A 26,903-nucleotide genomic window follows, 5' to 3' on the forward strand; every position below is an offset into this window, starting at 1 on the left:
ACGCGGGCAGTTCCCCTGCCCGCGTTCGTCTTTTCTGCTCGGCAGGTCTCTGAGCCCTGCCCTTCTTGGGTTTTACATCCCGGTCATGCCGCCCGCGCCCATGCCCATGCGGCTCGCCAGATCGGCCAGAACCCAGACGGTGCCCGCGGCCATCAGGATGATGATCACGAAGGTGAACATCACCAGATAGAGATCCGGGCGCGCATCTTGCGACAGGTCCACGTGCATGAAAGCCCAGAACTGGATGACGAGCTGCGCGATGGCGAGGATGCCGACGATGCTCCAGGCGAGCGACGCCCCGAACACCCCGCCACCGGCGATCACGACACCTGCCAGCGTGAGCACCACCGAGAGCGCGAAGCCCCAGACATAGCGCGCCATCGCGTGCTTGTATTCGCCCGAGTCCATGCCCTTGTCGGAATTGATATGGCTCATGACAGCACCCCCATCAGGTAGACTTTGGTGAACAGAGCGATCCAGACGATGTCGAGCATGTGCCAGAACAGGCCCAGCCGCACGAGGCGCGATTTCAGCAGGTCATTCATCCCGAAATGCTTCATCTGGACCATCAGGATGATCCCCCAGATGATGCCCGAGGTGACGTGCAGACCGTGCAGCCCGACCAGCGAATAGTACGCCGTCAGAAAGCCCGACACCTGCGGCGTGTTGCCCTCGGTCCAGAACTCGTGGAACTCGTAGAGTTCGATCCCGAGGAAGATCGCGCCAAGCGCCAGCGTCAGCACCAGCCAACCGACCGTGCGCTTCATCGAGGCGCCGTATGTCATCCCCAACGTGCAAAGGCCGAAGGTGAAGGTCGAGATCAGCAGCGCCATGGTCTCGATCGTGGGCAGGCCGAGGCTGAACAGCTCATGCGGGCTCGGCCCGTTCGCGATGCCGTGCCATTCGGCATCGGCATAGTTCGCGATCATCAGCGAGAAGGCGATGAGATCCGACATCAGGAAGATCCAGAAGCCGAAGATCACCGTGCCCGTCTTGTCGTGGTGGCCGTGATCGTGGGGGGCGGAGTGACCCGCCGCCCCCGTATTGGTCATCGTTGCGCTCATACCGCTTCCTCCAGGATCAGACCGCGATTTTTCGAGGTGAATTCATCGTCGAGCGACACTTTCGGCGTGGTCTCGACGAGGCGCTTATGGGCTTCGTAGCCCTCGCGCAGTTCCTCGGCGGTGATGGTTTCTTCCCAATCGGTGTCGTAGGAGCGGATCAGCACCAGCACCCACATCGCCACGAAGCACACCGCCGCGATCAGCCACATCTCGAAGATCAGGGCGAACGCGCCCACCGTCGCCACGCCAGCCACGAGGATCGGCATGCCGGTCGGCTTGGGCAAGTGAATGTCGACGAACTCGGTCGGATCCATCACGCGCTTGCCGGCGGCTTTCGCATCGACCCAGGGCTCACGCGAGGTGATGTGCGGGACGGTGGTGAAGTCGTATTCCGGCACCGGGCAGCCCAGCGACCATTCGAGGCCACGTCCATCCCAGGGATCGCCCGCAGGCACCATCAGGCTTTCGCGGTTCTTCACCGAGACCCAGATCTGGATGACTTGCGAGGTCAGACCCGCGAGCACGCACAGCGCCCCGATCATCGCGACCACGAGCCAGGGGAAATAGGCCGGATCGGTGAAGAAAGCCATGCGGCGCGGCGCGCCCATCAGACCGATCGCATAGAGCGGCATGAAGGCGAGGTAGAAGCCGATCATCCAGAACCAGAAGCTCCGGCGTCCCCAGGTCTCGTCCAGGCGGAAGCCGAAGGCGAGCGGGAACCAGTAGTTCACGGCAGCGAACATGCCAAACAGCAGGCCCGGGATGAGCATGTTGTGGAAGTGCGCCACCAGGAACAGCGAGTTATGCGTCGCGAAGTCGATCGTCGGGTTGGCGAGCATGACGCCCGTGATCCCACCGATGACGAAGGTGAACATGAAGCCCGCCGAGAACAGCATCGCCGTCGAGAAGCGCAGCTTGCCGCGCCACATCGTCAGCAGCCAGTTGAACACCTTTACGCCTGTCGGCACACCGATCGTCATCGTGGCGATGCCGAAGATGGCGTTGAGATTTGCCGTCTGGCCCATGGTGAAGAAGTGGTGCACCCAGACCGTGAAGGACAGGACCGCGATCGCGATCGTCGCCCAGACGAGCGAGGTGTAGCCATAGAGCTTCTTGCCCGAGAAAGTCGGGATCACGTGCGAGAACACACCGAAGGCCGGCAGGATCAGGATGTAGACTTCCGGGTGGCCGAAGAGCCAGAACATGTTGGCGAAATTCATCATGTTCCCGCCATTGCTGGCCGTGAAGAAATGGAAGCCCGCGTGACGGTCGAGCGCCAGCATGAAAGAGGCCACGGTCAGCGGCATCATCGCGAAGATCATCAGGATCGCAGTGCACAGCGTCGTCCAGGCGAAGATCGGCATCTTCATCAGGTCCATGCCCGGGGCGCGCTGCTTGTAGATCGTCACCGCGAAGTTGATCCCCGAGAGCGTCGTGCCGACCGAGGTCAGCGCGAGCGACCAGATCCAGTAATCCACCCCCTCATTCGGCGAGAGCTTGATGCCCGTATAGGGCGGATAGGCCGTCCAGCCGCCGGTTTCGAAATGACCGACCACAAGCGAGGCCATGACCAGTGCGGCACCGCCCACCGACAGCCAGAGCGAGACCGCGTTCATGAAGGGGAACTCCATGTCACGCGCGCCGATCTGGAGCGGCATGACGACGTTGATCACGCCGGTCAGGAAGGGCATCGCCACGAAGAAGATCATGATCGTGCCATGGGTCGAGAACAGCTCGGCATGGTGTTCGACCGAGAGGAAGCCCGGTGCGGGTGAAACCTGCTGGGCCCGCATCACGACCGCCTCGAGCACGCCGCGGATCAGCATGATCGCGGCGAGTACGACATACATCACGCCGATCTTCTTGTGATCGAGCGAGGTGAGCCATTCACTCCAGAGCGGTTTCCACCAGCCGTTGACGGTGAGCAGCAGCGCCACGGCGAGCGCGCCGAGGACCACGATGCCCCCCGCCCCGGCGGCGATGCCGGTCGAGAGCGTCGGCTCCTTCAGAAAGGGAACGATGAAGACATCGTTCAGATCAAGGCTGCCAAGGATACTCATTGCGCGCCCCCGTTGAGTTGCGAAAGATGCAGATCCTGATTGATCGCCTTGTCGATGGCCTTCTGGGCGGGCGAGTTGTCAGGCAGGATCGCGGCACCGCCATCGGTCGCGATGGAGGGGTTCATCATCACTTTCATCCAGTAATCCTTCATCGGCGGCTCGAAGAGCCCGGGCCCCGACCAGGTCGCGGTTTTCTTGAACGCGGCTTCGAGCTGGGCCCAGGGATTCTTGGGCTCTTGCAGGAAGGCGTCGTACTGCTCCTTCGTCACGACATCGACTTCGAACTTGTCGAGCGGGAAGGCCGCACCATTGAACTGGCTGTTGAAGCCGAAGATCTCGGACGTGTCGCCCGTGGTGAGGTTCATTTTCGTGCCCATGCCGGGCATCGCGTAGATCTGACCGGCCAGGCGGGGGATCCAGAAGCTCTGCATCGCGCCGGTGGCTGTGATGTCGAACACGACCGGCGTGTGCTGCGGCAGGACCAGCTTGTTCACGGTGGCCATCTTGTCGGGATAGATGAACATCCATTTCCATTCGGAACCGATCACCTGAACATGGATCGGATCCTTGCCCGTGGGCTTGTAGGGATCTTCCCCCATCACGTGGCCCCAGGTGAGCCAGCCGACGATGAGAAAGGTGAGCGTGGCGCCCCCCCAGATCGCGGTCTCGGCCGCGACCGAGTGCGACCAGTTCGGATCGTACTTGCCCTTGCCGCCGCGCCGGCGATAGCGCAGGGCGATCCAGGGCGTGCCGATCAGAAGCGGCAGAGAGATCGGCAACATCCACAGGAAGAAGCTGATCAGGTGCGAACGTTCCCCGGCCGCCACCGGGCCGAGCGGGGTCATCACCCCGTTTTCTGCGCAGCCCGAAAGCCACACGGCCGTCACGGCCATCAGGGCCGGAACAGCATAGCGGCTTGGCCGCTTGTATAGGTCATGGAACAACACGGAATACCTTTCCTATTCCCTCTTATTGGCGCGGGGCTGAAGAGCCGCGAGGGCTCCCGTCCCGCGCGATGTTTTTCGAGCTAGGGCGGGAAAAGGCAGGTCAAACGAACTTGACAAAATGTCGCACCTTGGCGCGTAAGCAATTGTTTTTACTACCACCTGTCGCGAAACCGTCTGCGACAGATTGTCAAAAGTGCAAGGAATTAAGGGGATCGGGGTTGCAATCTTTTCCCTCGATACAGGTCTGAATGCCCCATTCTCTCGTGCTTGTGAAACAGCCGTGAGCGATGCGTGAACGAAATGAGGACATTACGCCCCCTATCGCCTCCGACCCAAGTCGCAATCAACGGGTTCGAAATGCTCTCAGAGAGCCGCGGCCTGTCGCAGCTGAGCATGCGAGGGCACCTGTACCCGCCCGCGCGAGATCCGAAACAGCCCTTCCTCGCTCAACCGCCGCATCGTCTTGTTGGTATGGACCAGCGACAGGCCAAGGACATCGGCCACGACCTGCTGCGAGAAGGGAAACGGCGCGGTGCTGCGCAGGATCATTCCCGCCTCTTCGGCGCGCTGCCAGACATGGTGGATGAACCAGGCGATCCCCTCGGGCGCATTGCGCTGCCCCACCGAGGCGATCCACTGCGACAGAAGCACGACCTCGCGCGCAAGCAGCCACAGGAGATGTTCGGCCGGATGCTCGCCCGAACAGTTGCGCAGACGGGCGTCGGCAGGATCCAGCAGGCTGATTTCGAGCGCGGTCACCGCTTCGTAATAGCTGCCGCGCCCGCCGATGACGCTTTCGCACAGACCGCAAAGGTCGCCCGGATACAGCAGGCCCTCGATCTGGCGCCGCCCGTCTTCGAGCAGCGAATAGCGCATCACGATTCCGGATTCGATCCGCGCGAGCGAGGGCCGGCTCTCGGCCAGGCAGCTCGCTCCCGGCGCCACGATACGGCGCGCGGTCACCAGTTCGGCAAGGTAGCCGAAATCAGGCTGTTTCGTCAGATCTTCCAAACCGCGTCTCATCCTCTTCCGCCTGCGCGAAATTCGCGGCACCGCAGCAATCGCAAGAAGCCACGAATTCCGCTATGTCATAGATTAAAAAGACGATTTTTTTCGTCGCTACACCGTCAGGACGTGACGGCAACTACCTGGAACACTCAGAGAAAGAAGCGTGGCCGCATCTGTTCGCGCTCCACGAGGCCAATCTCTGCCAGCGCCTCGATATCGGGAAGCGCGAGCGTTCCTCTTGACCATTTCACCAAGCCCTGCGCGCGCAACTTCGCCAAGGTCTTGTTCGTGTGAACCAAAGACAGCCCGAGCGCATCCGCCAGATCCTGCTGGCGCACAGGGAAGGGCATCTTGCCGTTTTGCACCAGCCCGGTCTGCACCCCGCGATCGAAAAGCGTAACGAAGGCCCAGGCCAGGGCTTCCTGCGCGCTACGCTGACCGACGGTGACCAGGGCATCGCCGAGGAAGTGCTCCTCGCGCGCGACCTGCCAAGTAAGCATCATCGCGCGGCGCGGCACCTTCGCGAAAAGGCTCCAAAGTTGACTGCGCTCGAACACACACAGCCGCACAGCACTCAAGGCCTCGGTCGTATGCGTCGTCTCGTCCAGCAGCGCCGACTGGAGCCCGATGAGATCGCCCGGAAAGAGGAAATTGAGCACCTGACGCCGGCCGTCCTCGAGAATCCGGTACCGGATCGCCTGCCCTTCGAGGAGCGTGTAAAAGCGTTGCGGCGCAGAGCCCTCGGTCACGATCGGATGGCCGGCGCGCACCTGCATCTCCCCCGAGCGCGCCAGACGAACGGCGTCGCGCTCGTTTGCGTCGTGACGCTCGAAGGCCGTATTTTCGGCAAAGGGGCACTGATCGCAACTGCAGGGCATTTCAGGACGTTCTCTTTCCGGTTGATTTGTCATTTGCGAAACGCGGAATCACCGGGATGGTTCCCGTGATCGTGAGGTACGCCATACCGCCAGGAGCCCGGCGCAATCGCGGAATGCTTCGCCGAAACAGGCGAAAATCTACGCCCCGCAGGCAGTTGCGCGAATTCCCCTTTTCCGCGAGTCCTATGTCATAGTTAAATGACTTTGCCCCGGTCGGGGCGCAGAAGGAGTTGCGTCCGGTCCTCCCCGGACATGGTGTAACGGTGGATCGCAAAATGGTTCAGGACTTCTGCGGGCCTGGCTCGGAAGTTTCCCTCGAAAGCGAAAGAGTACACGGATGATCACGCCCGCCCTTCCCCGGATCGACGGGATCGCACTCGTGCTCGAAGATGCGATGATCGTCGCCTATGATGCTGCGGCCATGCTGTCCGAATTCGGCGCGCTCGACGTTGTCGTCTGCGCTACGTTGAGCGACGCGATGGAGCGCATCCGGACAGGGCTTCGTCCCGCACTCGCGCTTCTCGATATCGATCTGGGTGGTGAGACCTCGCTCGAAGCGGCCTGCGCACTCAACGAAAGTGCCGTCCCGATCATTTATTCGACCGGATATGAAGCCGATTCCGAGCTGCTCACAGCCTTTCCCCGCGGCGAGATGCTCCTCAAGCCCTACACCGCCGAAGATATTGCGAAAGCGCTGCAATCTTTGGGCTTTCTGACCGCCTGAGCGGGCGCCGCCATTCGCCCCGCCACTATCCGCCATGCGCCATGTGCACCACGGTATGCAAATTTCGCATACCTGACAAACGTGGACTCTTCCCCTTCGAGGCCTTTCATCAGCGTCGGAATTTCCGGTCCGGCGGGATCGGCCGGTGGGGTCACGCCTCGCCCACGCTCCGCCCGGATCTGCGAGCAGTAGCGAAGGAGGAGCGCGTGAACAGCATTGTCCGCAAACGTCATGCCGGACTGACCCACAAGGTCATGTCGGCCGAGGAAGCCGCTCAGCTGATCGACAATGGTGCGACGATCGGCATGAGCGGCTTCACCGGCTCGGGCTATCCCAAGGCCGTGCCGATGGCGCTCGCCGCGCGGATCGAGGCCGAGCACGCGGCTGGCCGCCCGTTCAAGGTGAAGATCTGGTCGGGCGCCTCGACAGGGCCCGAGCTCGACGGCGCACTGGCGAAAGCGGACGGGATCGAGTTCCGCCTGCCCTATAACTCCGACCCGATCGCGCGCGAGCGGATCAACAAGGGTCAGATGAAATATTTCGACATGCACCTGAGCCAGGTCGCGCCGATGGCGTGGATGGGGTTTCTGGGCAAGCTCGACACCGCGGTGATCGAGATTTCGGGCATCACCGAGGACGGCAAGCTGATCCCGTCCAGCTCGGTGGGCAACAACAAGACCTGGCTCGAATGCGCCGACAAGATCATCCTCGAGGTGAACCGCTGGCAATCGCCGATGCTCGAGGGGATGCACGATATCTATTACGGCACCGCCCTGCCCCCGAACCGCGTCCCGATCCCGCTGGTCAAACCCGATGACCGGATCGGCCAGCCTTATTTCGAGGTCGATCTCGAGAAGGTCGTGGCCGTGGTGGAGACCGATGCGCCCGACCGCAACGCGCCTTTCGCAGCCACCGACGCGGTGGCCGAGGCGATTGCCGGCCATATCCTCGACTTCCTCGGAAACGAGGTGAAACAGGGCCGTCTGCCGCGCGGGCTGCTGCCGCTGCAATCGGGCGTCGGCAACGTGCCCAATGCCGTGATGGCCGGGCTGATCGAGGCCCCCTTCGACCAGATGACCGCATTCACCGAAGTCATTCAGGACGGGATGCTCGACATGATCGAGGCGGGCAAGCTGCGCATGGCCTCCGCCACCGCGTTTTCGCTCTCGCCCGAGAAGGCGCAGTATTTCAACGACAACGCCGCCTATTTCCGCGACAAGCTGATCCTGCGCTCGCAGGAGATCTCAAACCACCCCGAGCTGGTGCGCCGTCTGGGCTGCATCGCGATGAACGGGCTGATCGAGGCGGATATCTACGGCAACGTCAATTCGACCCATGTGATGGGCTCGAAGATCCAGAACGGCATCGGCGGCTCGGGAGATTTCGCGCGCAACGGCTATGTCTCGATCTTCATGACCCCCTCGGTGGCGAAAGGCGGCAAGATCTCCGCGATCGTGCCGATGGCCGCCCATGTCGATCATATCGCGCAGGATGTGCAGGTGATCGTGACCGAGCAGGGTCTGGCCGATCTGCGCGGGCTCTCGCCCAAGCAACGCGCCGAGACGATCATCGAGACCTGCGCCCACCCCGTCTACCGCCCGATGCTGCGCGACTATTTCGAGCGCGCGAAGAAGGGCAGCTTCGCGAACCACGCGCCGAATCTCTTGGGCGAGGCACTGAGCTGGCACCAGCGGTTTGTCGAGACCGGGACGATGGAGGTGTAAGGGCCGCGCCCGACCCTTGGGGGGATTGCGACTGCGCCCGGAGCGCGCCGAAGGCGCAGGGCGCGCGCCGGTCCGTCCCGACGGGCTGGCGCATGGTCACCCGCGCGAAACGCTCGAACAGTGGAGGGGCTTGGCCGGCATAAAGCACCTTCGTTCAAAACTCGGGCCGCGCCATCCCACGGACCGGCGCACGCCCTGCTCCGCGACCCTATAGAAAAAGGGGCGCCCGACCGGACGCCCCTTTCCCATTCCAAATCCCGAAAGGCTCAGACCTTGAGCGACGGGATGATCTGCTTTTTCCGGCTCATCACGCCCGGCAGAACGACGGTGTCGCCCGCGACGGTGGCATCGAAGCTCTTCTCGGCCACGCCCTTCACCAGATCGTTCGGCACCAGCAGCGTCGCTTCCTCGTTGAGGATATCGACCACGAACAAAAGCACCTGATCGACGCCATCCTCTTTCGCGACCGTCTCCATCGCGCCCATCAGCGAGGCCTTGCGATCGAGGATCATCTTCGGCGCGGTGGTCTCGAGGACCGAGACGCGGAACGAGGTGCCGCCCACGGCATATTCCTTCGAATCCATGCGCAGCAGTTCCGCGTCGGAGAAGGCCGAGACGTCCGATTTCGCCTCGAACATCTTCGTCGCCAGCTCATGCATGTCGACGCCCAGATCCTTCGCCAGAGCCTCGCAGACGGCGCGGTCGTGATCGGTGGTGGTGGGCGAACGGAATTCCAGCGTGTCGGACAGGATGCAGCTCAGCATCGCGCCCTTCACCCCGCGCGGCGCCTTGGCCACGTCGTCGCCCATCAGGTCATACATGATGGTCGCGGTGCAGGCGAGCGGGCGCATCGTGATGTCGATCGGCGAGGTGGTCTCGATTCCGCCGGTCAGCTTGTGGTGGTCGATGATCTGGATCACGTTGGCCGAGTTGATGCTCGCGGGGAGCTCGGCGGGGTTGTTGGTGTCCACGATGACGACGCTCTCGCCCTCGGCCACGTCCGCGATGATCTCGGGCTTCTCGAGACCCCAATGCTCGATCACGAAGGCAGCCTCGGTGTTGGGCTCGCCAAGCAGGCAGGCCTTCGCGGGCGTGCCTTTGATCTCGCTGAGATACCACGCCCAGGCGATGGGCGAGCCGGTCGAGTCGGTATCGGGGGCCTTGTGGCCGAAAACCTTGGTCGTCATGGAGAAATCCCCTCGGATGTTCGTCTGTCGCGGCGGTTTATAGGGGCTGCGCAGGGGCTTGTCACCATCGGGAAAGGGCTGGAGGTGAGGAAGGCCGAAATGGGCTGCACCCGACCTTTGGGTGAGCGCTTTGCCCCGACCGCGGTTTGGCGCTTTATCCCAACAGCCCGAAGGTCGATTGAACCCGCACTGACTTCGCCAATGCGCCCTCCCCGGGGAGAGGATCTGGCGCGGTACGGATTAGACGCCCGGGCGAACAGGCGAATGACGCGGATCAGTGAACGAAAGAGCGATAGAACCGAGCCGCCCTACCCGTCCAGCCGTTCGATCTTCCAGCCGTCATCCGCCAGCATCTTCAACAGCCCGTCATTGCCCGACAGGTGCAGCGCGCCGACCGCGACCACCACCGGCCCCTTGGCGGCGGCAGCTTCGATCTTGGGTAGCCATTTTTGATTGCGCGCAACCATCAGCAGATCTTCCGACAGCTTCATCTGCCGCTCGACCTCGGCAGGGTCCATCCCGCCCGCGACCGCCTGATCACGCGCCAGTTCCCAGATGATCCGGGGCTCGCCGCGGAAATAGAGGTCCCCCATCGTCACGCCCATATCGTCGGCGAGGGGCGCGCCAATCACCGCAGCCCGCAGCATTTCCAGCGCCTCTTGCTCGGTGATCGCGTTGAACAACGTGAAGACCGTGTCCCAGGGCTCGAGCGCCTCGATCGGCACGCCGCGCGCTTCGGCCCCGTCCATCAGCAGCTTGTCGAGCCCCTTGCCGCCTTTCGCGATATCCTCCACCGCACAAGGCGGCAGCGACAGCGTCATCGCAACGAAAGCCGGTCGCATCTTGGCCGCCAGAAACGCCGGCATGCCGTGGCGCGCCAGCGCCGCCTTCGTCATTTGCCAGTCCTCTTCCGAGAGGAGGTCCGGCAGGGTCTTTCCGGTCGAGAACATCAGGCTCGGGTCGGTTGTCATCGCGCTTTGCAGCCGGGCCTCTTCCTCGGGCCCGGCCTCGACGAGCAGCGCCGTGGCCCGCGCGAGCGCATCCCCCACCTGCGCGCTCAATGCGTCATGGCGTGCGTCGGGCAGATGATACGTGCCCGCGAGCGTGATCTCCTGATCGCCCTTTGTGGCCCGAAACAGCAGCCCTTGTGCAAACGGCACCGAATGGGCCGCGGCCTCGAGACGCGCCTGCTCTGCCTTGGGCATCGCGTCGAAAAGATCGGTGCCGACACACTCGGCCGCGGCGGGCAAGACAAAAGCAAGGGCCAGTGCGGGCGCCAGAAAGGGCTTGAGAAGCGATCTGAGTTTCATGATCGCGACAGTGCCACGCCGACGAGGGCGCGCAAAGAGGCAATCGGCAGGAAAGGCGCGCGTAACGGGCGATCGGTGCCGAAGGCGCATCGACAGGGCCCGAACAACGGCTGAAGGCGCCGCTCAAAAGGAAAGGAAATCATGACTTTGCGCGCCATAATCCACACCGTAGCGTGAGCGGAATCTCAAAAGGACGTCATTTTGGAAAATAACCTGACTCGCCGCGCCGTTTCCCTGCTCCTGCCCTTTGGTTTTCTGGGGATCACGGGCTGCGCGTTTGGCCCGCGGGCTTCCTACGCGCCCCGGCTCCCGACCGATGCCCGGTTTCAGGAGATGGTCAAGCACGCGATGCCGGACTATCGGCTGACCTCCGCGATCATTGGCCGCCCGGTTGTGCGTTCGCCGGGATTTGCCTTGCTACTGGTAAATATACACGATGATCCGCAAACGGTGCTGCGGAAGTTCCTGTCGCAATTCGAAGGCACTGGGCTGCCGCAGGTGAAACTTTACATAGATGGCGTCCCTTTGATTTCGCAGACCTGGCGCGTCGACTTTCCGGGCTGCGAACCGGGGCAATGCGTGGCGACGATGGAGCGCCTGCGGTTTGTTCCGATCTCGAAGGCCGAACATGACCGATACCGGGCCGACCGATCCGGGTTTGGTTTCGAGCGCCACACGATCAAGACCGCAACGCTCGATGGCGTCGCCTATGAAGCGGTCGTGGTCGTCGGATACGATTACCGCCACCGGGTCATCTCTTATTTTGTTGAGACCGACCGAGCGGCCATTAACGAGCGAGAGCGTGATTGGGCGGTCCTTAACGCTCGTAGAAATCTAAAATACCCAATTGAGGTGTTTCGATATTCTCGCAATCTTGCGCTCGGCGTGAGCGCTTTTTACGACGATGGTCCCCACATTGGGGGCGAACTTTCAAAAGGGCTTTGATGTGCGTTTCTTGAGCGTCGGAGGACGTCATGTCGGACAATAGATTTCATCGCCGCGCCTTTTCCCTGCTCCTGCCCTTTGGTCTTCTGGGGTTCATGGGCTGCGGGTTTGGCCCCCGGGCCTCCTACGCGCCCCGGCTTCCGACCGATGCCCGGTTCCAGGAGATGGTCGAGCAAGCGATGCCGGACTATCGGCTGACCTCCGCGATCATTGGCCGCCCGGTTGTGCGCTCTCCGGGGTTTGCCTTTCTCATTGTGAATAGACGCCTTGATCCGCAAACAGTGCTGCGAAATTTTCTTTCGCAGTTCGAAGGCACTGGGCTGCCCCAAGTGAACCTTTACATAGATAGGGTCCCTTTGATTTCGCAGACCTGGCGCGTTGTCTTTCCGGGCTGTGAGCCTGGGCAATGCGTGGCGACGATGGAGCGCCTGCGCTTTGTTCCGGTCTCGAAGGCCGAACATGACCGATACCGGGCCGACCGATCCGGATTTGGTTTCGAGCGCCACACGATCAAGACCGCAACGCTCGATGGCGTCGCCTATGAAGCGGTCGTGGTCGTCGGATACGATTACCGCCACCGGGTCATCTCTTATTTTGTTGAGACGAATCGAGCGGCCATTAACGAGCGAGAGCGTGATTGGGCTGTCCGTAACGCTCGTAGCGGTCTGAAATACCCAATTGAGGTGTTTCAATATTCTCGCAATCTCGCGCTCGGCGTGAGCGCTTTTTATGACGATGGTCCCCATATTGGGGGCGAACTTTCAAAAGGGCTTTGATGTGCGTTTCTTGAGCGTCGGAGGACGTCATGTCGGACAATAGATTTCGTCGCCGCGCCTTTTCCCTGCTCCTGCCCTTTGGTTTTCTGGGGTTCATGGGCTGCGCGTTTGGCCCCCGGGCCTCCTACGCGCCCCGGCTTCCGACCGATGCCCGGTTCCAGAAGATGGTCGAGCAAGCGATGCCGGGCTATCGGCTGACCTCCGCGATCATTGGCCGCCCGGTTGTGCGCTCGCCGGGGTTTGCCTTTCTCACAGTCGATATCCATGAGGACCAAGAGACAGAGTTGCGGAAATTTCTGTCGCAGTTCGAAGACACTGGGCTGCCGCAGGTGCGCCTCTATATCGCTGAGGTTCCCAAGGATCCCGATGTTTGGCGCGTTGACTTTCCGGGCTGCGAACCCGGGCAATGCGTGGCGACGATGGAGCGCCTACGGTTTGTTCCGGTCTCGAAGGCCGAACATGACCGATACCGGGCCAGCCGATCCGGATTTGGTTTCGAGCGCCACACGATCAAGACCGAAACGCTTGACGGCGTCGCCTATGAAGCCGTCGTGGTCGTCGGATACGATTACCGCCACCGTGTGATCGCCTATTCTGTCAAGACAAGCCGAGCAGCTGTCAACAATATCGAGCGTGATTGGGCCATCCGGAACGCCCGCAGCCGTAGAAAATATCCAATCGACGTATTGCAGTATTCTCATAACCTCGCACTTGGTGTGAGTGGATTCTATGACAATGGTCCCCGGATTAGGCGGGACATGTCAAAAGGGCTTTGAGATGCCTTGCCCCGGCGGATTTGGCGATACCACAACCACCTTCCCTTCCCGCCTCTGACACACGGACACTGAGCACAACCCCATCTCCGCTCCGTCTCCGGAGACGAAAATTTTTCGCATCTCGCCCATTGACAGTTCCCGGCCCCAGTGACTAACTCCTGCGCCGTTAGCACTCACCACTGACGAGTGCTAAAACTTTTGGAACCTGGAACCTTTAGGGAGTGAGCCAGATGGCATTCAAACCGCTTCATGACCGTGTGCTGGTCAAGCGCGTGGAGAGCGAAGAAAAGACCAAGGGTGGCCTGATCATCCCCGACAGCGCGAAAGAGAAGCCGGCCGAGGGCGAGGTTGTCGCAGTCGGTGAAGGCGCACGCAAGGATTCGGGCGAGCTGATCGCTCCGGCAGTGAAGGCGGGCGACCGCGTTCTGTTCGGCAAGTGGTCGGGCACCGAAGTCACGGTCGACGGCGAAGAGCTGCTGATCATGAAGGAAAGCGACATCATGGGCATCATCTCGTAAGGCGCACCCTGCCCTTACCGAGACCCCATGATTTCCCAACGAATACCAAGTCAAGGAGCCAACAGACATGGCAGCCAAGGACGTTAAATTCTCCACCGACGCGCGCGACCGGATGCTCAAGGGCGTCAACATTCTCGCCGACGCGGTGAAAGTGACGCTGGGCCCGAAAGGCCGCAACGTCGTGATCGAAAAGTCGTTCGGTGCGCCCCGCATCACCAAGGACGGCGTGTCGGTCGCCAAAGAGATCGAGCTTTCGGACAAGTTCGAGAACATGGGCGCGCAGATGGTGAAAGAAGTCGCCTCGCGCACCAATGACGAGGCCGGCGACGGCACCACCACCGCGACCGTGCTCGCTCAGGCCATCGTGAAAGAAGGCATGAAGGCCGTGGCCGCGGGCATGAACCCGATGGACCTCAAGCGCGGCATCGACATGGCGACCTCGAAGGTCGTCGAGGCGATCAAGGCCGCGGCGCGCCCGGTCGCCGATAGCGACGAAGTCGCTCAGGTCGGCACCATCTCGGCCAATGGCGAAGAGACCATCGGCCGCTTCATCGCCGACGCGATGCAGAAAGTCGGCAACGAGGGTGTCATCACCGTCGAAGAGAACAAGGGCATGGAGACCGAAGTCGAGGTCGTCGAAGGCATGCAGTTCGACCGCGGCTACCTGTCGCCCTACTTCGTGACCAACCCCGACAAGATGGTCGCCGAGCTCGATGACTGCCTCATCCTGCTGCACGAGAAGAAACTCTCGTCGCTCCAGCCGATGGTGCCGCTCCTGGAGCAGGTCATCCAGTCGCAAAAGCCGCTCCTCATCATCGCCGAGGACGTGGAAGGCGAAGCGCTCGCGACCCTCGTGGTCAACAAGCTGCGCGGCGGTCTGAAGATCGCGGCCGTGAAAGCTCCGGGCTTCGGTGATCGCCGCAAGGCCATGCTGCAGGACATCGCGATCCTGACCGGCGGCCAGGTGATCTCGGAAGATCTCGGCATGAAGCTCGAGAATGTCGGCATGGACATGCTCGGTACCGCGAAGAAGGTCACCATCACCAAGGAAACCACCACCATCGTGGACGGCGCCGGTGACAAGGCCGAGATCGAAGCCCGCGTGGGTCAGATCCGCACCCAGATCGAGGAAACCACCTCGGATTACGACCGCGAGAAGCTGCAAGAGCGTGTCGCGAAACTGGCCGGTGGCGTTGCCGTCATCCGCGTCGGCGGCATGACCGAAGTCGAAGTGAAAGAGCGCAAGGACCGCGTGGACGACGCTCTGAACGCGACCCGTGCGGCCGTGCAGGAAGGCATCGTCGTCGGCGGCGGCGTGGCTCTGGTGCAGGGTGCCAAGGCGCTCGACTCGCTCACCGGCGCCAACAGCGACCAGGAAGCCGGCATCGCGATCGTCAAGCGTGCGCTCGAAGCCCCGCTGCGTCAGATCGCCGAGAACGCCGGTGTGGACGGTGCTGTCGTGGCCGGCAAGGTCCGCGAGAGCGACGACCTGAACTTCGGCTTCAACGCTCAGACCGAAGAATATGGCGACATGTTCAAGTTCGGCGTGATCGACCCGGCCAAAGTGACCCGCACCGCGCTCGAAGACGCGGCGTCGATCGCTGGCCTGCTGATCACCACCGAAGCGATGATCGCCGAGAAGCCGGAGCCGAAAGGCGCGGCCGGTGCCCCCGACATGGGCGGCATGGGCGGCATGGGCGGCATGATGTAATCAGCCGCTCCCGCTTCAGGGATAAGGGAAAGGGCGTCCTCCGGGGCGCCCTTTTTCTTTTTGGACGGGACGGCGGCAGAGGGCCGCGCCCGACTGCGGGGCCGGAACCCCTGCCCGCTCGTGTCCTTCTTTCCCACTTCCCCCGCCCCGCGCTCCGCGTTAGCGTCCTGTCGCAAAACGGGAGGACGACATGATCGAGATGGCATTGGTGACGGGTGCGGCCCGCGGGATCGGCCTGGCGACGGTGAAGCTGTTTCTTGAAATGGGCTGGCAGGTCGTGATGGTCGACCGCGACGAGGCAGAGCTCGAGGAGGCGAGCCGCGATCTCAACGGCACCCACCCGATCCTGTGCGATGTCGCGCAGCCCGATCAGGTCGCAATCCTGGCCGAAGAAGTCAGCCATATCGCGCAATACGGGCTCAAGGCGTTGGTCAACAATGCCGGCGTGGCCGAGTTCGGCCCGATCCGCGACACGGATTTCGCGATGTGGCGGCGCGTGATGGCGACAAATCTCGACGGCGTCTTCCTGATGAGCCAGGCCCTGACGCCATTGCTTGCCAAGGCCAAGGGGGCGATCGTGAACATCGCCTCGATCTCGGGCCTGCGCGCCTCGACGCTGCGCGTGGCCTACGGCACCTCGAAAGCGGCCGTGATCGCACTGACCGAGCAACAGGCGGTCGAGTTGGGCGAGCTGGGCATCCGCGCCAATTGCGTGGCCCCCGGCCCGGTGCGCACGAAACTCGCGATGGCGGTGCATAGCCAGGCGATCATCGACGCCTATCACGACGCGATCCCGCTCAACCGCTATGGCTCGGAGCGCGAGATCGCCGAAGCGATCGCCTTCCTCGCCTCGGACAAGGCCAGCTATATCACCGGCCAGCTGCTTGCCGCCGATGGCGGGTTCGGCGCGACAGGGATCGGCCTGCCCGCTTTGCGCAAAGACTGATCGCCCCCCTTGCAAAACTCTTGCAAGGATTCGAAATTAAACGGGTGTTCAATTCATCCGGCCAGGTGCCGAACTCGGGGGAGGAGTTTCATGGATTACGCGCTCAGCGAGGAACAGCAGGCCATTTTCGATATGGCCTATGCCTTCGGGCAGGATGAGATCGCGCCCAATGCGGTCGCCTGGGAAGAGGCGGGAACGATTCCCAAAGAGCTTTGGCCCAAGGTGGCGGAGCTCGGTCTGGGCGGGATCTATGTCTCCGAAGAGCAAGGCGGCTCGGGGCTGTCGCGCCTCGATGCGACGCTGGTCTTCGAGGCGCTCGCGATGGCCTGCCCCGCCGTGGGCTCGTTCCTGTCGATCCACAACATGTGCGGCGGCATGATCGACAAGTTCGGCTCGGACGAGGACAAGGCGCGCTGGCTGCCCGATCTCGTGAGCATGAACAAGATCTTCTCCTATTGCTTGACCGAGCCGGGCTCGGGTTCGGATGCGGCGGCGCTGCGCACCCGCGCAGAGCGCACGAACGAGGGCTGGAAACTCAACGGGACCAAGGCCTTCATCTCGGGTGGCGGCTATTCGGACGTCTACGTGACGATGGTGCGCACCGGCGAGGATGGCCCCAAGGGCATCTCGACCGTGGTGGTCGAGGATGGCACGCCGGGGCTCAGCTTCGGCGCGCTCGAGCGCAAGATGGGCTGGAAAGCGCAACCGACCGCTCAGGTCCAATTCGACGATTGCGTCGTACCGGACGAGAACCTTCTGGGCGAAGAGGGCAAGGGGTTCACCTATGCGATGGCGGGGCTCGATGGCGGGCGTCTGAACATCGCGGCCTCGGCCTTGGGTGGCGCGCAGGCCGCGCTGACCCAGACCCTGACCTACATGGGTGAGCGCAAGGCCTTCGGGCGTTCGATCGACCAGTTCCAGGCGCTGCAGTTCCGCCTTGCCGAAATGGAGGTCAAGCTGCAATCGGCCCGCACCTTCCTGCGTCAGGCGGCGTGGAAGCTCGACAACAAGACCCATGATGCGACGAAGTTCTGCGCGATGGCGAAGCTCTACGTGACCGATGCCGCGTTCGACGTGGCCAACCAGTGCCTGCAACTGCATGGCGGCTACGGCTACCTTGCCGATTATGGCATCGAGAAGATCGTGCGCGACCTGCGCGTGCACCAGATCCTCGAGGGCACGAACGAGATCATGCGCCTGATCGTGAGCCGCACCATGCTGGCGGAGCGCGGCTGATGTCCGACGAGACGATGATCGCGAGGAAGGAAGGCCGCGCCGGGCGGCTGACTTTCAACCGGCCGAAGGCTCTCAACGCGCTCGATCATGACATGGCAATGGTGATCGAGGCGGCGCTGGATCAATGGCGCGACGACGCGGAGGTCGACCTTGTGGTGATCGACGCGATCGGCGATCGCGCCTTCTGCGCGGGCGGCGACATCGCGGCCGTCTATCGCGCGGGGATGGCTGGAGATTCCCGTCCCGGTCAGGATTTCTGGCGCGACGAATACCGGATGAACGCGAAAATCGCGGAATATCCCAAGCCGATCGTCGCTTTCATGCAGGGGTTCGTGATGGGCGGCGGCGTCGGTGTCGGCGGCCATGCGAGCCACCGTGTCGTTGGCGAAAGCACACAAGTGTCGATGCCCGAAAGCGGGATCGGTTTGATCCCGGATGTGGGCGGCACGCTGCTGCTTGCCCGGGCGCCGGGCCATGTCGGCGAATATCTGGGGGTGACGGGTGCGCGGATGAACGCGGCCGATGCGCTCTATACCGGCTTTGCCGACTGCTTCGTGCCCGAGGCGGAATGGGAGGCGATCAAGGCGCGACTGATCGAGACCGGTGACATCACGAGCCTGCCCGCGAGCCAGACCCCGCCCGAGCCGGGCAGCCTCGCGCCACAACGCGCAGAGATCGACGCGGCTTTCGCCGCCCCCGACATCCACGCGATCGTCGAGGCGCTCGAGGTCGCAGGCGGCACGTTCTCGGAAAAGACCCTCAAGACGATCCGGCGCAATTCGCCGCTCTCGATGGAGGCGACGATCCGGCTCGTGCGCATGACGCGCGCGGCCAACACCATTCGCGCAGCACTCGAACACGAGTTCCGCTTTACGTGGCGCGCCGCGGAACTAGGTGACTTTCTCGAAGGGGTGCGGGCCCAGATCATCGACAAGGACCGCAATCCGCAATGGAAACACGCTCTGGACAGCCTGCCCGAGGAGGATGTGGCACGGATGCTGGAGCCGCTGGGGCCGGACTGGGCCATCTGGGAGGAGAGCAAATGAAAATCGCATTCATCGGACTTGGGAACATGGGTGGGCCGATGGCCTCGAACCTTGTGGCCGCAGGTCATCAGGTCGTGGGCTTCGACCCGGTCGCACCGCTGCCCGAGGGCGTGGCGCAGGCCACCAGCGCCGCCGCTGCCGCACAGGAAGGCGAAGTGGTGATCACCATGCTGCCCAACGGCCAGATCCTGCGCGATGTCGCCAAGGAGCTCATCCCGGCGATGCAGGAGGGCGCGGTGCTCTGTGACTGCTCGACCGTCGATGTGGACAGCGCCAAGGCGGTCGCGAAAATGGCCGCCGATCGCGGTCTCGGAGCGCTCGATGCGCCGGTTTCGGGCGGCGTGGGCGGCGCGACGAACGGCACGCTGACCTTCATGGTCGGTGGCAGCCAGGCCGCCTTCGACAAGGTCAAGCCGCTCTTCGACATCATGGGCCAGAAGGCCGTGCATTGCGGCGACGCGGGCGCGGGTCAATCAGCCAAGATCTGCAACAACATGATCCTCGGCGTGACGATGATCGCCACCTGCGAAGCCTTCGCGCTGGCCGACAAGCTCGGCCTCGACCGCGAGAAGATGTTCGACGTGGTTTCGACCTCCTCGGGTCAGAGCTGGTCGATGAACACCTATTGCCCCGCGCCGGGTGTCGGGCCGCAAACGCCCGCGGACAACGATTACAAACCCGGCTTCGCCTCGGAACTGATGCTCAAGGACCTGCGCCTGAGCCAGCAGGCAGCCGAGAGCGCCGATGCAGACACGCCGATGGGCAAGCTCGCCGCCGCCCTCTATGCCGCCTTCGTCGAGGCCGAGGATGGCAAGGGCCGCGACTTCTCGGCCATGCTCCCGCGTTTCGAGAAACGCGGCCGGACCTGAGCGATCGGCGCGGGCGGGCCTTCACTGCCCTGCCCGCGCCCTCATGTCACAGCCCCTCAATTCGTACCGAGGCGAGTTAATCCTTGCCGCGAACAACCGCGTATCGCTATCACAGTGGGTATACAGCGCGATAACCGAAGGGGTTTTCCATGTTTCAACGCAATGTCGGCGGCATTGACCGCATCCTGCGCATCGTGATCGGGCTTGGCCTGATCCTGGGCTATTTCCTGAACCCGGGCGCTCCCTATAGCTGGCTCTACTGGATCGGGATCATCCCGCTCGCGACCGGCCTGATCGGCAGCTGCGCGCTCTACTCGATCCTCGGAATCAACACCTGCAAGAAGTGATCCGGGCGCACAGCCCGCATCGCAGACCCGTCTTCCCCCGCCGAAGCCAACGCGCTTCGGCGGGGTTTTGCTTGCCGCTGCGCCATCCGCCGCCGAAGGAAAATTCCTGCGATGGAACGAAAGGCCTCATCCGTTCATTACTCCAGCGAGACGAACGAAAGGAGAGTTCGCATGAAACATCTGACCCGCCTCACGCTTGCTGCCACGCTTGGCGCGAGCCTGCTGCCCGGCGTCGCGCTGGCCGACAATCCCGGCAACGGCGCTGCGAAGTGGAAGAAGGACAAGCCGCGCTCGGAATATGTAATCCGTGGTGCCCAGCAGGATTACCGTGCCTGCCCGCCCGGGCTGGCCAAGAAGAACAATGGCTGCCGCCCGCCGGGACTGACCCAGGAGCATCACGAGCGCAAGCGCTGGCGTGAAGGCGAACGGATTACCGGCGATTACATCCTCGTGCGCGATCCGCGCCGCTTCGGGCTCGACCCGCGCAACACCTACTGGCGCTCGGACGGGTATGTCTACCGGGTCGATCGCAAGACCGGTGAAGTGCTCGCACTTATCGGTCTGGCGCAATCGATCCTCGGTAATTGATTTCGCAACTGCGAAAACGCCCCCGAAACTGACGTCACGGCAAGGCAAGGCCCGCGCAAATCGCGCGGGCCTTTAACGAATCACGGGGTACGTGTTCAAATTTTTGTTAGGCAATATCAAATACCTACAGTGCACTAATGTACACAGGCGCGCGCATAACGGAAATGCGGATTCTGCAATGGACCTTTTTGCCGCAATGCGGCATTTCCCTACCGAACGCAGAATAATAAGGAAACGCGCATGACCTATCTTCCCCGATATGCGCTGATCGCAGTGATCGGCGCGGCCCTGTCGCCCATCGCCGTTATGGCGGAAGGCCCCGCTAAGTGGCTGACCTCTGACAGCGCGGCTCAGATCACTCTGGCCAGCAGCGACATGACCGCCATCTCGACGCCTTCGGTGCGCAATGACCGGCTTTGGGAGCAGGGCCAGCGGATCACGCGCAACTATGTCCGCATCCGTCAGCCTGGCAATTTCGGCCTGAACCCGAATGCGACCTACTGGCGCTCCTACGACTATATCTACCGTGTTGATGCGCAGACCGGCGAAGTGCTCGCGCAGGTCGGCAAGGCGGACTCGATCATCGGCCACTGAGCCGCGCCTTTCGACAACCGGCATTCTTTTGGAAAACGGGCGGAACATTTTCCGCCCGTTTTGCTTTCTCCTGCACGAAGAGGGAGAATCGACGACTGCCATGCCGCGACAAATCTCACCCCGCCCGTTGCCGTTGCCGGTCATCAGCCCAACCGCTAGGGTTCATGGGATGAGAGTTTCCAGCCTGACAGCGTCGGCCTTGCTGGCCCTGGTTATCCTCGCCCTGCCCGCCTCGGCACAAGACGTCGAGGTGATGCGAGGCGGCAAGCGTGTGGTCGGACAGGCAGAGTCCAACGCAACCACCAAGCCAGAATGCAAGACGCTCTCGACGGGCGACACCTTTTGCAAGGTTGAGCGCAACGGCGTCTCCCGCTGGGTTCTCCAGGGCCAGATGCAACCGGATTTCAAAGTCGGCGAGATTTTCCCGGTCTATGACCATTCGATGGTGATGAATCTCAACCGCTATGACCTGCCGCCCGTGACGGGTGCGTGGCGCTATTACGTAGTGCGCGGCGTGATCTACAAAGTCGGCGCGGACAGCCACAAGGTTCTTGAAGTGATGGGCCGCGCGATCCGGCGCTGATCGCTATTCCGCAGCCTCCTTGAGCCCCAGCATCGGCGCGAGATACCGCCCGGTATGCGAGCGCGGATTGATCGCGACCTCTTCCGGTGTGCCCTCGGCCACGATCTCGCCACCGCCATCACCGCCCTCGGGTCCGATATCGATGATATGATCGGCGGTCTTGATCACGTCGAGATTGTGCTCGATCACCACAACCGTATTGCCCTGCTCGACAAGGGAATGCAGCACCTCCAGCAACTTTCGCACATCCTCGAAATGCAGACCCGTGGTCGGCTCGTCGAGGATGTAGAGCGTGCGGCCCGTCGCGCGTTTGCTGAGTTCTTTGGACAGTTTCACCCGCTGCGCCTCACCTCCCGAAAGCGTCGTCGCCTGCTGGCCGACCTTGATATAGCCAAGCCCCACCTCCATCAGCGCATCCATCTTCTCGCGGATCGCGGGCACGGCCTTGAAGAACTCCTGCGCGTCCTCGACGGTCATATCAAGAACGTCCGCTATGCTCTTGCCTTTATACAAGATTTCCAAGGTCTCGCGATTATAGCGCTTGCCCTTGCAGGTCTCGCATTCGACATAAACGTCGGGCAGGAAGTGCATCTCGATCTTGATGACGCCATCGCCCTGACAGGCCTCGCAGCGCCCGCCCTTCACGTTGAAGCTGAACCGCCCCGGCTTGTAGCCGCGGGCCTTGGCCTCGGGCAGGCCCGCGAACCAGTCGCGGATCGGGGTGAAGGCCCCGGTGTAAGTGGCTGGATTCGAACGCGGAGTCCGCCCGATGGGGCGCTGGTCGATGTCGATGACCTTGTCGAGATGCTCGAGCCCCTTCACCGTATCGCAGGGCGCGGGCGTCTGGCGTGCACCGTTGAGGCGCATCGAGGCGGTCTTGAACAGCGTCTCGATGGTCAGCGTCGACTTTCCGCCGCCCGAAACACCGGTCACGCAGACGAATTTGCCCAGCGGGAAATCGACCGTCACATTCTTGAGGTTGTTACCGCAAGCCCCGACAACGGTTAGCTTCTTCTTGTTTCCCTTGCGGCGATCCGTGGGCACGGCGATCTCGCGCGTGCCGCTGAGATATTGCCCTGTCAGCGACGCCGCGTCGGCCGCGATCTCCTCGGGCGTGCCGCGCGCGACAACCTGCCCGCCATGCACACCCGCCCCGGGGCCGATATCGAAGACGTAATCGGCATGGCGGATCGCATCCTCGTCATGCTCGACCACGATCACCGTATTGCCCTGATCGCGCAGGTTCTTGAGCGTGAGCAGCAGCCGGTCATTGTCGCGCTGGTGCAGGCCGATGGAGGGTTCGTCCAACACGTAAAGCACCCCCGTCAGCCCCGAGCCGATCTGCGACGCCAACCGGATCCGCTGGCTTTCGCCGCCCGAAAGCGTGCCCGCCGCGCGGCTCATCGTGAGATAGTCGAGCCCGACATTCACAAGGAATCCAAGACGTTCGCGGATCTCCTTGAGGATCGCATGGGCGATCTCGTTTTTCTGCTGGCTCAGACTGTCGGGCACGGTCGCCACCCAGTCATACGCCTCACGGATCGACATCTCGACGATCTGGCCGATATGCTTGCCGCCGATCTTCACGGCAAGAGCTTCGGGGCGCAGACGGTAGCCCTCGCAGGCGTGGCAGGGGCGGTTGTTCTGGTAGCGCTCCATCTCCTCGCGCGACCAGGCGCTATCGGTCTCGCGGTAGCGGCGTTCCATATTGGGGATGATGCCCTCGAAGGTACGGCTGACCTCGTAGACACGGCCGCCCTCGTCGAAGCGGAACTTGATCTCCTCGTCGCCCGAGCCGCGCAGGAAGAGGTTTTGAACCTTCTCCGGCAGGTCTTTCCACGGCTTCTTCGGGTCGAACCCGTAATGCTTGGACAGTGCCTCGACGGTCTGGGTGTAATAGGGAGATTTCGAGCGCGCCCAGGGCGCCAGCGCCCCGCCCTTGATCGAAAGCGTTACATCGGGCACCACGAGGCGTTCGTCAAAGAACAGCTCGACCCCAAGCCCGTCGCAGACCGGGCAGGCCCCGAAAGGCGCGTTGAACGAGAACAGGCGCGGTTCGATCTCGGGAATGGTGAAGCCCGAGACCGGGCAGGCAAAGTTTTCCGAGAAGGTCGTGCGTTCTGGATCGCCCTCTTTCGGCGCGGACTCGAAAATCGCGATGCCGTCGGCCAGATCGAGCGCGGTGCGGAAACTGTCCGCCAGCCGCGTCTCCATCCCCTCGCGCACCACGACACGGTCCACCACCACGTCAATATTATGGCGGAACTTCTTGTCGAGCGTGGGCGGCTCTTCCAGTTCGTAGAACTCGCCATTCACCTTCACGCGCTGGAAACCCTGCTTGCGCAGTTCGATGAATTCCTTGCGATATTCGCCTTTGCGGTCGCGCACGATCGGGGCGAGCAGATAGCCGCGCGTGCCCTCCTCCATGCGCATCACCGCATCGACCATATCCTGCACCTGCTGCGCCTCGATCGGCTCGCCGGTGGCGGGCGAATAGGGCGTGCCCGCGCGGGCGAAAAGCAGACGCATGTAGTCGTAGATCTCGGTCACCGTGCCAACGGTAGAGCGCGGGTTCTTCGAGGTCGTCTTCTGCTCGATCGAGATCGCGGGCGAGAGGCCCGAGATGTGATCCACATCCGGCTTGCCCATCATGTCGAGGAACTGGCGCGCGTAAGCGCTCAGGCTCTCGACATAGCGGCGCTGGCCCTCGGCATAGATCGTGTCGAAGGCGAGCGAGGATTTCCCCGACCCCGACAGGCCCGTGATCACCACGAACTGATCGCGCGGGATATCGAGATCCACGCCCTTGAGATTGTGCTCGCGCGCGCCGCGCACCTCGATGAACTTCTGCTCAGCCATCAATGCCCCCTGACATACCAGCCCTAGATAGGAGATGTCGGGCGAGTCTCCAATGAAAAAGAGCGAACGAAATGTGAACTTTTCAGGTTTCGTTGGGCCGCGCCAAATCTTTCGGCAGCATCGCAGGGCCGCTGAAGCGGCTGATCCGGTCTCGGGTACGCCTCCAACGTTCGCCTCTCTTTCCCGCCCGCTTCCCTCGCAGCAAGATCAAATTCGTGGCAGATCGGTCTCGAATTCCAAGTCTTGAATGTATTTTTGACGAGTTTCCCGTGAACCCACTTGAAAGACTCACTGGATTTGCCACATGAGGCTGGAACCGGGCCAAAGTGCCCATCCGAGTTTGCAAGAGGTATCGACATGCTGAACTTCCTTCGCCCCTCGGCCCATGGCGGCCGCGTCGAGCGGATCAACCCCAAGGATGCCGTGGCCAAGGCAAAAGCTGGCGAACTGACCGTGATCGACGTGCGCGAAGGTATGGAGGTCAAAAGCTCGGGCAAGGCCAAGGGCGCGCTGCACATCCCGCTCGCGACCATCCGCATGAAAGCCGACCCGTCGAGCCCCGAGAAGGATCCCAAGCTTGATACCGCGAAGCCCGTAGCGCTCTATTGCGCCTCGGGTGCGCGCTCGGCTGGCGCGGCCCAGATGCTCGCGCAAATGGGTTACGAACATGTCTACAATATCGGCGGCCTCTATGACTGGCACGCCGCAGGCGGCGAGATCGAGCGCTGATCCGTCATATCCATCGAGCAGTCAAAAGGGGCCCCGAGGGCCCCTTTTTCATGTCTCGGTCTGACGGCTGGCGCGGGTGCGATCAGAAGTGGATCGCACGACCGTAAGCGTCGAGCACGGATTCATGCATCATTTCCGACAGGGTCGGATGCGGGAAGACCGTGTTCATCAGGTCTTCCTCGGTGGTCTCGAGCTGGCGGCCCACGACGTAGCCCTGGATCAGCTCGGTCACCTCGGCGCCCACCATATGCGCGCCCAGCAATTCACCGGTCTTAGCGTCGAACACGGTTTTGACCATACCCTCGGGTTCACCAAGCGCGATTGCCTTGCCATTGCCGACGAAGGGGAAGCGCCCGACCTTGACCTGATAGCCTGCCTCTTTCGCCTTCGCTTCGGTCATGCCCACCGAGGCAACCTGCGGCGAGCAATAGGTGCAGCCCGCGATCGAGCCAGGTTTGACCGGGTGGGCGTGCTTGCCCGCGATCAGCTCGGCCACCATCACGCCTTCATGGCTGGCCTTGTGCGCAAGCCAGGGCGCGCCCGCGATGTCGCCGATCGCATAGAGCCCCTCGACCCCGGTACGGCAGAATTCGTCGGTCACGACATGGGTGCGGTCGACCTTCACGCCTGCTTCTTCAAGACCCAGATCCTCGACATTGCCGACGATCCCCACGGCCGAAATCACGGTATCGACTTCGAGCGTTTCGGTCTTGCCGCCCGCCTCAAGGGTCGCGATCACCTTGTCGGCCTTGCGGTCGAGCTTGGTGACGGTGGTCTTCTCGCGGATCTTCATCCCCTGCTTCTCGAACTGCTTCTTGGCGAATTTCGAGATTTCCTCATCCTCGACCGGAAGCACGCGGTCCATGACCTCGACCACGGTGGTCTCGGCGCCCAGCGTGTTGAAGAAGCTCGCGAATTCGATGCCAATCGCGCCCGATCCGATGACCAGCAGCTTCTTGGGTTGATGCGGCGGCTGCAGTGCGTGCTTGTAGGACCAGACGCGCTTGCCGTCTGCCTCGAGCCCCGGCAGGTTGCGCGCGCGCGCCCCGGTCGCGAGCACGATGTTCTTCGCGGTCAGCTCTTCGGTGCCCTTGTCGGTCGCGACCGTCACCTTGCCCTTGCCGGCAAGTTTCGCCGTGCCCATGACGACATCGACCTTGTTCTTCTTGAGCAGGTGAGCGACGCCGGAGGAGAGTTGCTTGGCGACCCCGCGCGAGCGCTTCACCACCGCGTCGAGGTCATAGCCGATCTTCTCGGCGCTCAGTCCGAACTCCTTCGCACGTTCCATCAGGTGGAAGACCTCGGCCGAGCGCAGCAGCGCTTTCGTCGGGATACAGCCCCAGTTGAGACAGATGCCGCCCAGATGCTCGCGCTCCACGACCGCGACCTTGAGGCCCAGTTGCGCGCCGCGGATGGCACTGACATAGCCCCCCGGCCCTGCCCCGATCACGATCATGTCGTAGCTTTTCGATGCCATG

General features: G+C 62.5%; 26 protein-coding genes. 16 read left to right on the forward strand and 10 right to left on the reverse strand.

The features are described from left to right. Positions 1-72: 72 nt before the first annotated feature. The 6 genes from BMI90_RS16045 to BMI90_RS16070 all read right to left on the reverse strand — a co-directional run bounded on the left by BMI90_RS16045 (position 73) and on the right by BMI90_RS16070 (position 5,957). Positions 73-435, reverse strand: a complete 363-nt coding sequence (locus BMI90_RS16045) for a cytochrome C oxidase subunit IV family protein (RefSeq protein ID WP_078530513.1) — start codon at positions 433-435, stop codon at positions 73-75. Continuing rightward, positions 432-1,064 carry a cytochrome c oxidase subunit 3 gene (locus BMI90_RS16050; protein ID WP_210401973.1) on the reverse strand — a complete coding sequence of 211 codons (633 nt, stop codon included), beginning with the start codon at positions 1,062-1,064 and terminating at the stop codon, positions 432-434. The genes BMI90_RS16045 and BMI90_RS16050 overlap by 4 nt, the downstream gene beginning before the upstream one ends. Further along, entirely contained in the window at positions 1,061-3,124 is a 2,064-nt protein-coding gene (locus BMI90_RS16055; protein WP_078530514.1) for a cbb3-type cytochrome c oxidase subunit I, read from the reverse strand. The genes BMI90_RS16050 and BMI90_RS16055 overlap by 4 nt, the downstream gene beginning before the upstream one ends. Next, positions 3,121-4,071: a cytochrome ubiquinol oxidase subunit II gene (locus BMI90_RS16060; protein WP_146671321.1), complete on the reverse strand. Its 951-nt coding sequence runs from the start codon at positions 4,069-4,071 to the stop codon at positions 3,121-3,123. Before BMI90_RS16060 ends, BMI90_RS16055 begins: the two co-directional genes overlap by 4 nt. Before the next feature lie 363 nt (positions 4,072-4,434). Continuing rightward, positions 4,435-5,094, reverse strand: a complete 660-nt coding sequence (locus BMI90_RS16065; RefSeq protein ID WP_078530516.1) for a Crp/Fnr family transcriptional regulator — start codon at positions 5,092-5,094, stop codon at positions 4,435-4,437. Positions 5,095-5,228: 134 nt separating this feature from the next. Then, entirely contained in the window at positions 5,229-5,957 is a 729-nt protein-coding gene (locus BMI90_RS16070; protein WP_078530517.1) for a Crp/Fnr family transcriptional regulator, read from the reverse strand. A 337-nt stretch (positions 5,958-6,294) separates the two neighbouring features. Here BMI90_RS16070 and BMI90_RS16075 point away from each other — a divergent pair, with 337 nt between their 5' ends. Both BMI90_RS16075 and BMI90_RS16080 read left to right on the forward strand, forming a co-directional pair. After that, positions 6,295-6,681, forward strand: a complete 387-nt coding sequence (locus BMI90_RS16075) for a response regulator (protein ID WP_078530518.1) — start codon at positions 6,295-6,297, stop codon at positions 6,679-6,681. 206 nt (positions 6,682-6,887) lie between these two features. Then, positions 6,888-8,405 (forward strand): acetyl-CoA hydrolase/transferase family protein, encoded by a 1,518-nt coding sequence (locus tag BMI90_RS16080; RefSeq protein WP_281491820.1) that lies wholly within the window; start codon positions 6,888-6,890, stop codon positions 8,403-8,405. Positions 8,406-8,671: 266 nt separating this feature from the next. On the opposite strand, the gene BMI90_RS16085 is transcribed toward BMI90_RS16080, so the two are convergent. Next, positions 8,672-9,592 carry a manganese-dependent inorganic pyrophosphatase gene (locus BMI90_RS16085; RefSeq protein ID WP_078530519.1) on the reverse strand — a complete coding sequence of 307 codons (921 nt, stop codon included), beginning with the start codon at positions 9,590-9,592 and terminating at the stop codon, positions 8,672-8,674. A gap of 308 nt (positions 9,593-9,900) precedes the next feature. After that, on the reverse strand, positions 9,901-10,902 hold the full coding sequence (locus tag BMI90_RS16090; protein ID WP_078530520.1) for a TraB/GumN family protein: 1,002 nt from the start codon (positions 10,900-10,902) through the stop codon (positions 9,901-9,903). Positions 10,903-11,103: 201 nt separating this feature from the next. Here BMI90_RS16090 and BMI90_RS16095 point away from each other — a divergent pair, with 201 nt between their 5' ends. The 13 genes from BMI90_RS16095 to BMI90_RS16155 all read left to right on the forward strand — a co-directional run bounded on the left by BMI90_RS16095 (position 11,104) and on the right by BMI90_RS16155 (position 21,837). Further along, on the forward strand, positions 11,104-11,847 hold the full coding sequence (locus BMI90_RS16095; protein WP_078530521.1) for a hypothetical protein: 744 nt from the start codon (positions 11,104-11,106) through the stop codon (positions 11,845-11,847). Between the two features lie 29 nt (positions 11,848-11,876). Then, on the forward strand, positions 11,877-12,623 hold the full coding sequence (locus BMI90_RS16100; protein WP_078530522.1) for a hypothetical protein: 747 nt from the start codon (positions 11,877-11,879) through the stop codon (positions 12,621-12,623). Between the two features lie 29 nt (positions 12,624-12,652). Beyond that, positions 12,653-13,399, forward strand: coding sequence for a hypothetical protein (locus BMI90_RS16105; RefSeq protein ID WP_078530523.1), 747 nt, complete (start codon positions 12,653-12,655; stop codon positions 13,397-13,399). A gap of 230 nt (positions 13,400-13,629) precedes the next feature. After that, positions 13,630-13,917 (forward strand): co-chaperone GroES, encoded by a 288-nt coding sequence (gene groES / locus BMI90_RS16110; protein WP_078530524.1) that lies wholly within the window; start codon positions 13,630-13,632, stop codon positions 13,915-13,917. A 67-nt stretch (positions 13,918-13,984) separates the two neighbouring features. Beyond that, the gene (gene groL / locus BMI90_RS16115) at positions 13,985-15,628 is read left to right on the forward strand and encodes a chaperonin GroEL (protein ID WP_078530525.1); all 1,644 of its coding nucleotides are present in this window, start codon (positions 13,985-13,987) and stop codon (positions 15,626-15,628) included. A 190-nt stretch (positions 15,629-15,818) separates the two neighbouring features. Further along, complete coding sequence (locus BMI90_RS16120; RefSeq protein ID WP_078530526.1) at positions 15,819-16,574, forward strand: SDR family oxidoreductase; 756 nt, start codon at positions 15,819-15,821, stop codon at positions 16,572-16,574. A gap of 90 nt (positions 16,575-16,664) precedes the next feature. Next, positions 16,665-17,810, forward strand: coding sequence for an acyl-CoA dehydrogenase family protein (locus BMI90_RS16125; protein WP_078530527.1), 1,146 nt, complete (start codon positions 16,665-16,667; stop codon positions 17,808-17,810). Beyond that, positions 17,810-18,856 (forward strand): enoyl-CoA hydratase/isomerase family protein, encoded by a 1,047-nt coding sequence (locus BMI90_RS16130; protein WP_078530528.1) that lies wholly within the window; start codon positions 17,810-17,812, stop codon positions 18,854-18,856. The genes BMI90_RS16125 and BMI90_RS16130 overlap by 1 nt, the downstream gene beginning before the upstream one ends. Further along, positions 18,853-19,725, forward strand: coding sequence for a 3-hydroxyisobutyrate dehydrogenase (mmsB, locus tag BMI90_RS16135; protein WP_078530529.1), 873 nt, complete (start codon positions 18,853-18,855; stop codon positions 19,723-19,725). Before BMI90_RS16130 ends, mmsB begins: the two co-directional genes overlap by 4 nt. A gap of 149 nt (positions 19,726-19,874) precedes the next feature. After that, positions 19,875-20,072, forward strand: a complete 198-nt coding sequence (locus BMI90_RS16140) for a DUF2892 domain-containing protein (RefSeq protein ID WP_078530530.1) — start codon at positions 19,875-19,877, stop codon at positions 20,070-20,072. A gap of 171 nt (positions 20,073-20,243) precedes the next feature. Further along, entirely contained in the window at positions 20,244-20,660 is a 417-nt protein-coding gene (locus tag BMI90_RS16145; RefSeq protein WP_246831571.1) for an excinuclease ABC subunit A, read from the forward strand. Between the two features lie 240 nt (positions 20,661-20,900). Further along, positions 20,901-21,254, forward strand: a complete 354-nt coding sequence (locus BMI90_RS16150) for a hypothetical protein (RefSeq protein ID WP_078530531.1) — start codon at positions 20,901-20,903, stop codon at positions 21,252-21,254. 169 nt (positions 21,255-21,423) lie between these two features. Beyond that, the gene (locus BMI90_RS16155; protein WP_146671322.1) at positions 21,424-21,837 is read left to right on the forward strand and encodes a hypothetical protein; all 414 of its coding nucleotides are present in this window, start codon (positions 21,424-21,426) and stop codon (positions 21,835-21,837) included. Positions 21,838-21,840: 3 nt separating this feature from the next. Here the strand turns inward: BMI90_RS16155 and uvrA are convergent, their stop codons facing one another. Further along, complete coding sequence (gene uvrA, locus BMI90_RS16160) at positions 21,841-24,696, reverse strand: excinuclease ABC subunit UvrA (RefSeq protein ID WP_078530533.1); 2,856 nt, start codon at positions 24,694-24,696, stop codon at positions 21,841-21,843. A gap of 357 nt (positions 24,697-25,053) precedes the next feature. Between uvrA and BMI90_RS16165 the strand changes: the two genes are divergently transcribed. After that, positions 25,054-25,425: a rhodanese-like domain-containing protein gene (locus BMI90_RS16165; protein ID WP_078530534.1), complete on the forward strand. Its 372-nt coding sequence runs from the start codon at positions 25,054-25,056 to the stop codon at positions 25,423-25,425. Positions 25,426-25,507: 82 nt separating this feature from the next. On the opposite strand, the gene lpdA is transcribed toward BMI90_RS16165, so the two are convergent. Then, a complete protein-coding gene (lpdA, locus tag BMI90_RS16170) occupies positions 25,508-26,902 on the reverse strand; it encodes a dihydrolipoyl dehydrogenase (protein ID WP_078530535.1) in 1,395 nt (464 codons plus the stop codon). Position 26,903 lies beyond the last annotated feature (1 nt).

Source organism: Thioclava sp. L04-15 (assembly GCF_002020275.1).
In the GTDB taxonomy this organism is placed as follows: Bacteria; Pseudomonadota; Alphaproteobacteria; order Rhodobacterales; family Rhodobacteraceae; genus Thioclava; species Thioclava marina.

Excerpts from the sequence above, each read along its gene's own strand:
- BMI90_RS16105 (WP_078530523.1), top strand. The coding sequence starts at position 12,653 with ATGTCGGACAATAGATTTCGTCGCCGCGCCTTTTCCCTGCTCCTGCCC.
- BMI90_RS16125 (WP_078530527.1), top strand. The coding sequence starts at position 16,665 with ATGGATTACGCGCTCAGCGAGGAACAGCAGGCCATTTTCGATATGGCC.
- BMI90_RS16145 (WP_246831571.1), top strand. The coding sequence starts at position 20,244 with ATGAAACATCTGACCCGCCTCACGCTTGCTGCCACGCTTGGCGCGAGC.
- BMI90_RS16045 (WP_078530513.1), bottom strand. The coding sequence starts at position 435 with ATGAGCCATATCAATTCCGACAAGGGCATGGACTCGGGCGAATACAAG.
- BMI90_RS16050 (WP_210401973.1), bottom strand. The coding sequence starts at position 1,064 with ATGAGCGCAACGATGACCAATACGGGGGCGGCGGGTCACTCCGCCCCC.
- BMI90_RS16075 (WP_078530518.1), top strand. The coding sequence starts at position 6,295 with ATGATCACGCCCGCCCTTCCCCGGATCGACGGGATCGCACTCGTGCTC.
- BMI90_RS16085 (WP_078530519.1), bottom strand. The coding sequence starts at position 9,592 with ATGACGACCAAGGTTTTCGGCCACAAGGCCCCCGATACCGACTCGACC.
- groL (WP_078530525.1), top strand. The coding sequence starts at position 13,985 with ATGGCAGCCAAGGACGTTAAATTCTCCACCGACGCGCGCGACCGGATG.
- BMI90_RS16140 (WP_078530530.1), top strand. The coding sequence starts at position 19,875 with ATGTTTCAACGCAATGTCGGCGGCATTGACCGCATCCTGCGCATCGTG.
- mmsB (WP_078530529.1), top strand. The coding sequence starts at position 18,853 with ATGAAAATCGCATTCATCGGACTTGGGAACATGGGTGGGCCGATGGCC.
- BMI90_RS16070 (WP_078530517.1), bottom strand. The coding sequence starts at position 5,957 with ATGCCCTGCAGTTGCGATCAGTGCCCCTTTGCCGAAAATACGGCCTTC.
- BMI90_RS16120 (WP_078530526.1), top strand. The coding sequence starts at position 15,819 with ATGATCGAGATGGCATTGGTGACGGGTGCGGCCCGCGGGATCGGCCTG.
- BMI90_RS16150 (WP_078530531.1), top strand. The coding sequence starts at position 20,901 with ATGACCTATCTTCCCCGATATGCGCTGATCGCAGTGATCGGCGCGGCC.
- BMI90_RS16165 (WP_078530534.1), top strand. The coding sequence starts at position 25,054 with ATGCTGAACTTCCTTCGCCCCTCGGCCCATGGCGGCCGCGTCGAGCGG.
- BMI90_RS16155 (WP_146671322.1), top strand. The coding sequence starts at position 21,424 with ATGAGAGTTTCCAGCCTGACAGCGTCGGCCTTGCTGGCCCTGGTTATC.
- BMI90_RS16065 (WP_078530516.1), bottom strand. The coding sequence starts at position 5,094 with ATGAGACGCGGTTTGGAAGATCTGACGAAACAGCCTGATTTCGGCTAC.
- groES (WP_078530524.1), top strand. The coding sequence starts at position 13,630 with ATGGCATTCAAACCGCTTCATGACCGTGTGCTGGTCAAGCGCGTGGAG.
- BMI90_RS16055 (WP_078530514.1), bottom strand. The coding sequence starts at position 3,124 with ATGAGTATCCTTGGCAGCCTTGATCTGAACGATGTCTTCATCGTTCCC.
- BMI90_RS16090 (WP_078530520.1), bottom strand. The coding sequence starts at position 10,902 with ATGAAACTCAGATCGCTTCTCAAGCCCTTTCTGGCGCCCGCACTGGCC.
- lpdA (WP_078530535.1), bottom strand. The coding sequence starts at position 26,902 with ATGGCATCGAAAAGCTACGACATGATCGTGATCGGGGCAGGGCCGGGG.
- uvrA (WP_078530533.1), bottom strand. The coding sequence starts at position 24,696 with ATGGCTGAGCAGAAGTTCATCGAGGTGCGCGGCGCGCGCGAGCACAAT.
- BMI90_RS16100 (WP_078530522.1), top strand. The coding sequence starts at position 11,877 with ATGTCGGACAATAGATTTCATCGCCGCGCCTTTTCCCTGCTCCTGCCC.
- BMI90_RS16130 (WP_078530528.1), top strand. The coding sequence starts at position 17,810 with ATGTCCGACGAGACGATGATCGCGAGGAAGGAAGGCCGCGCCGGGCGG.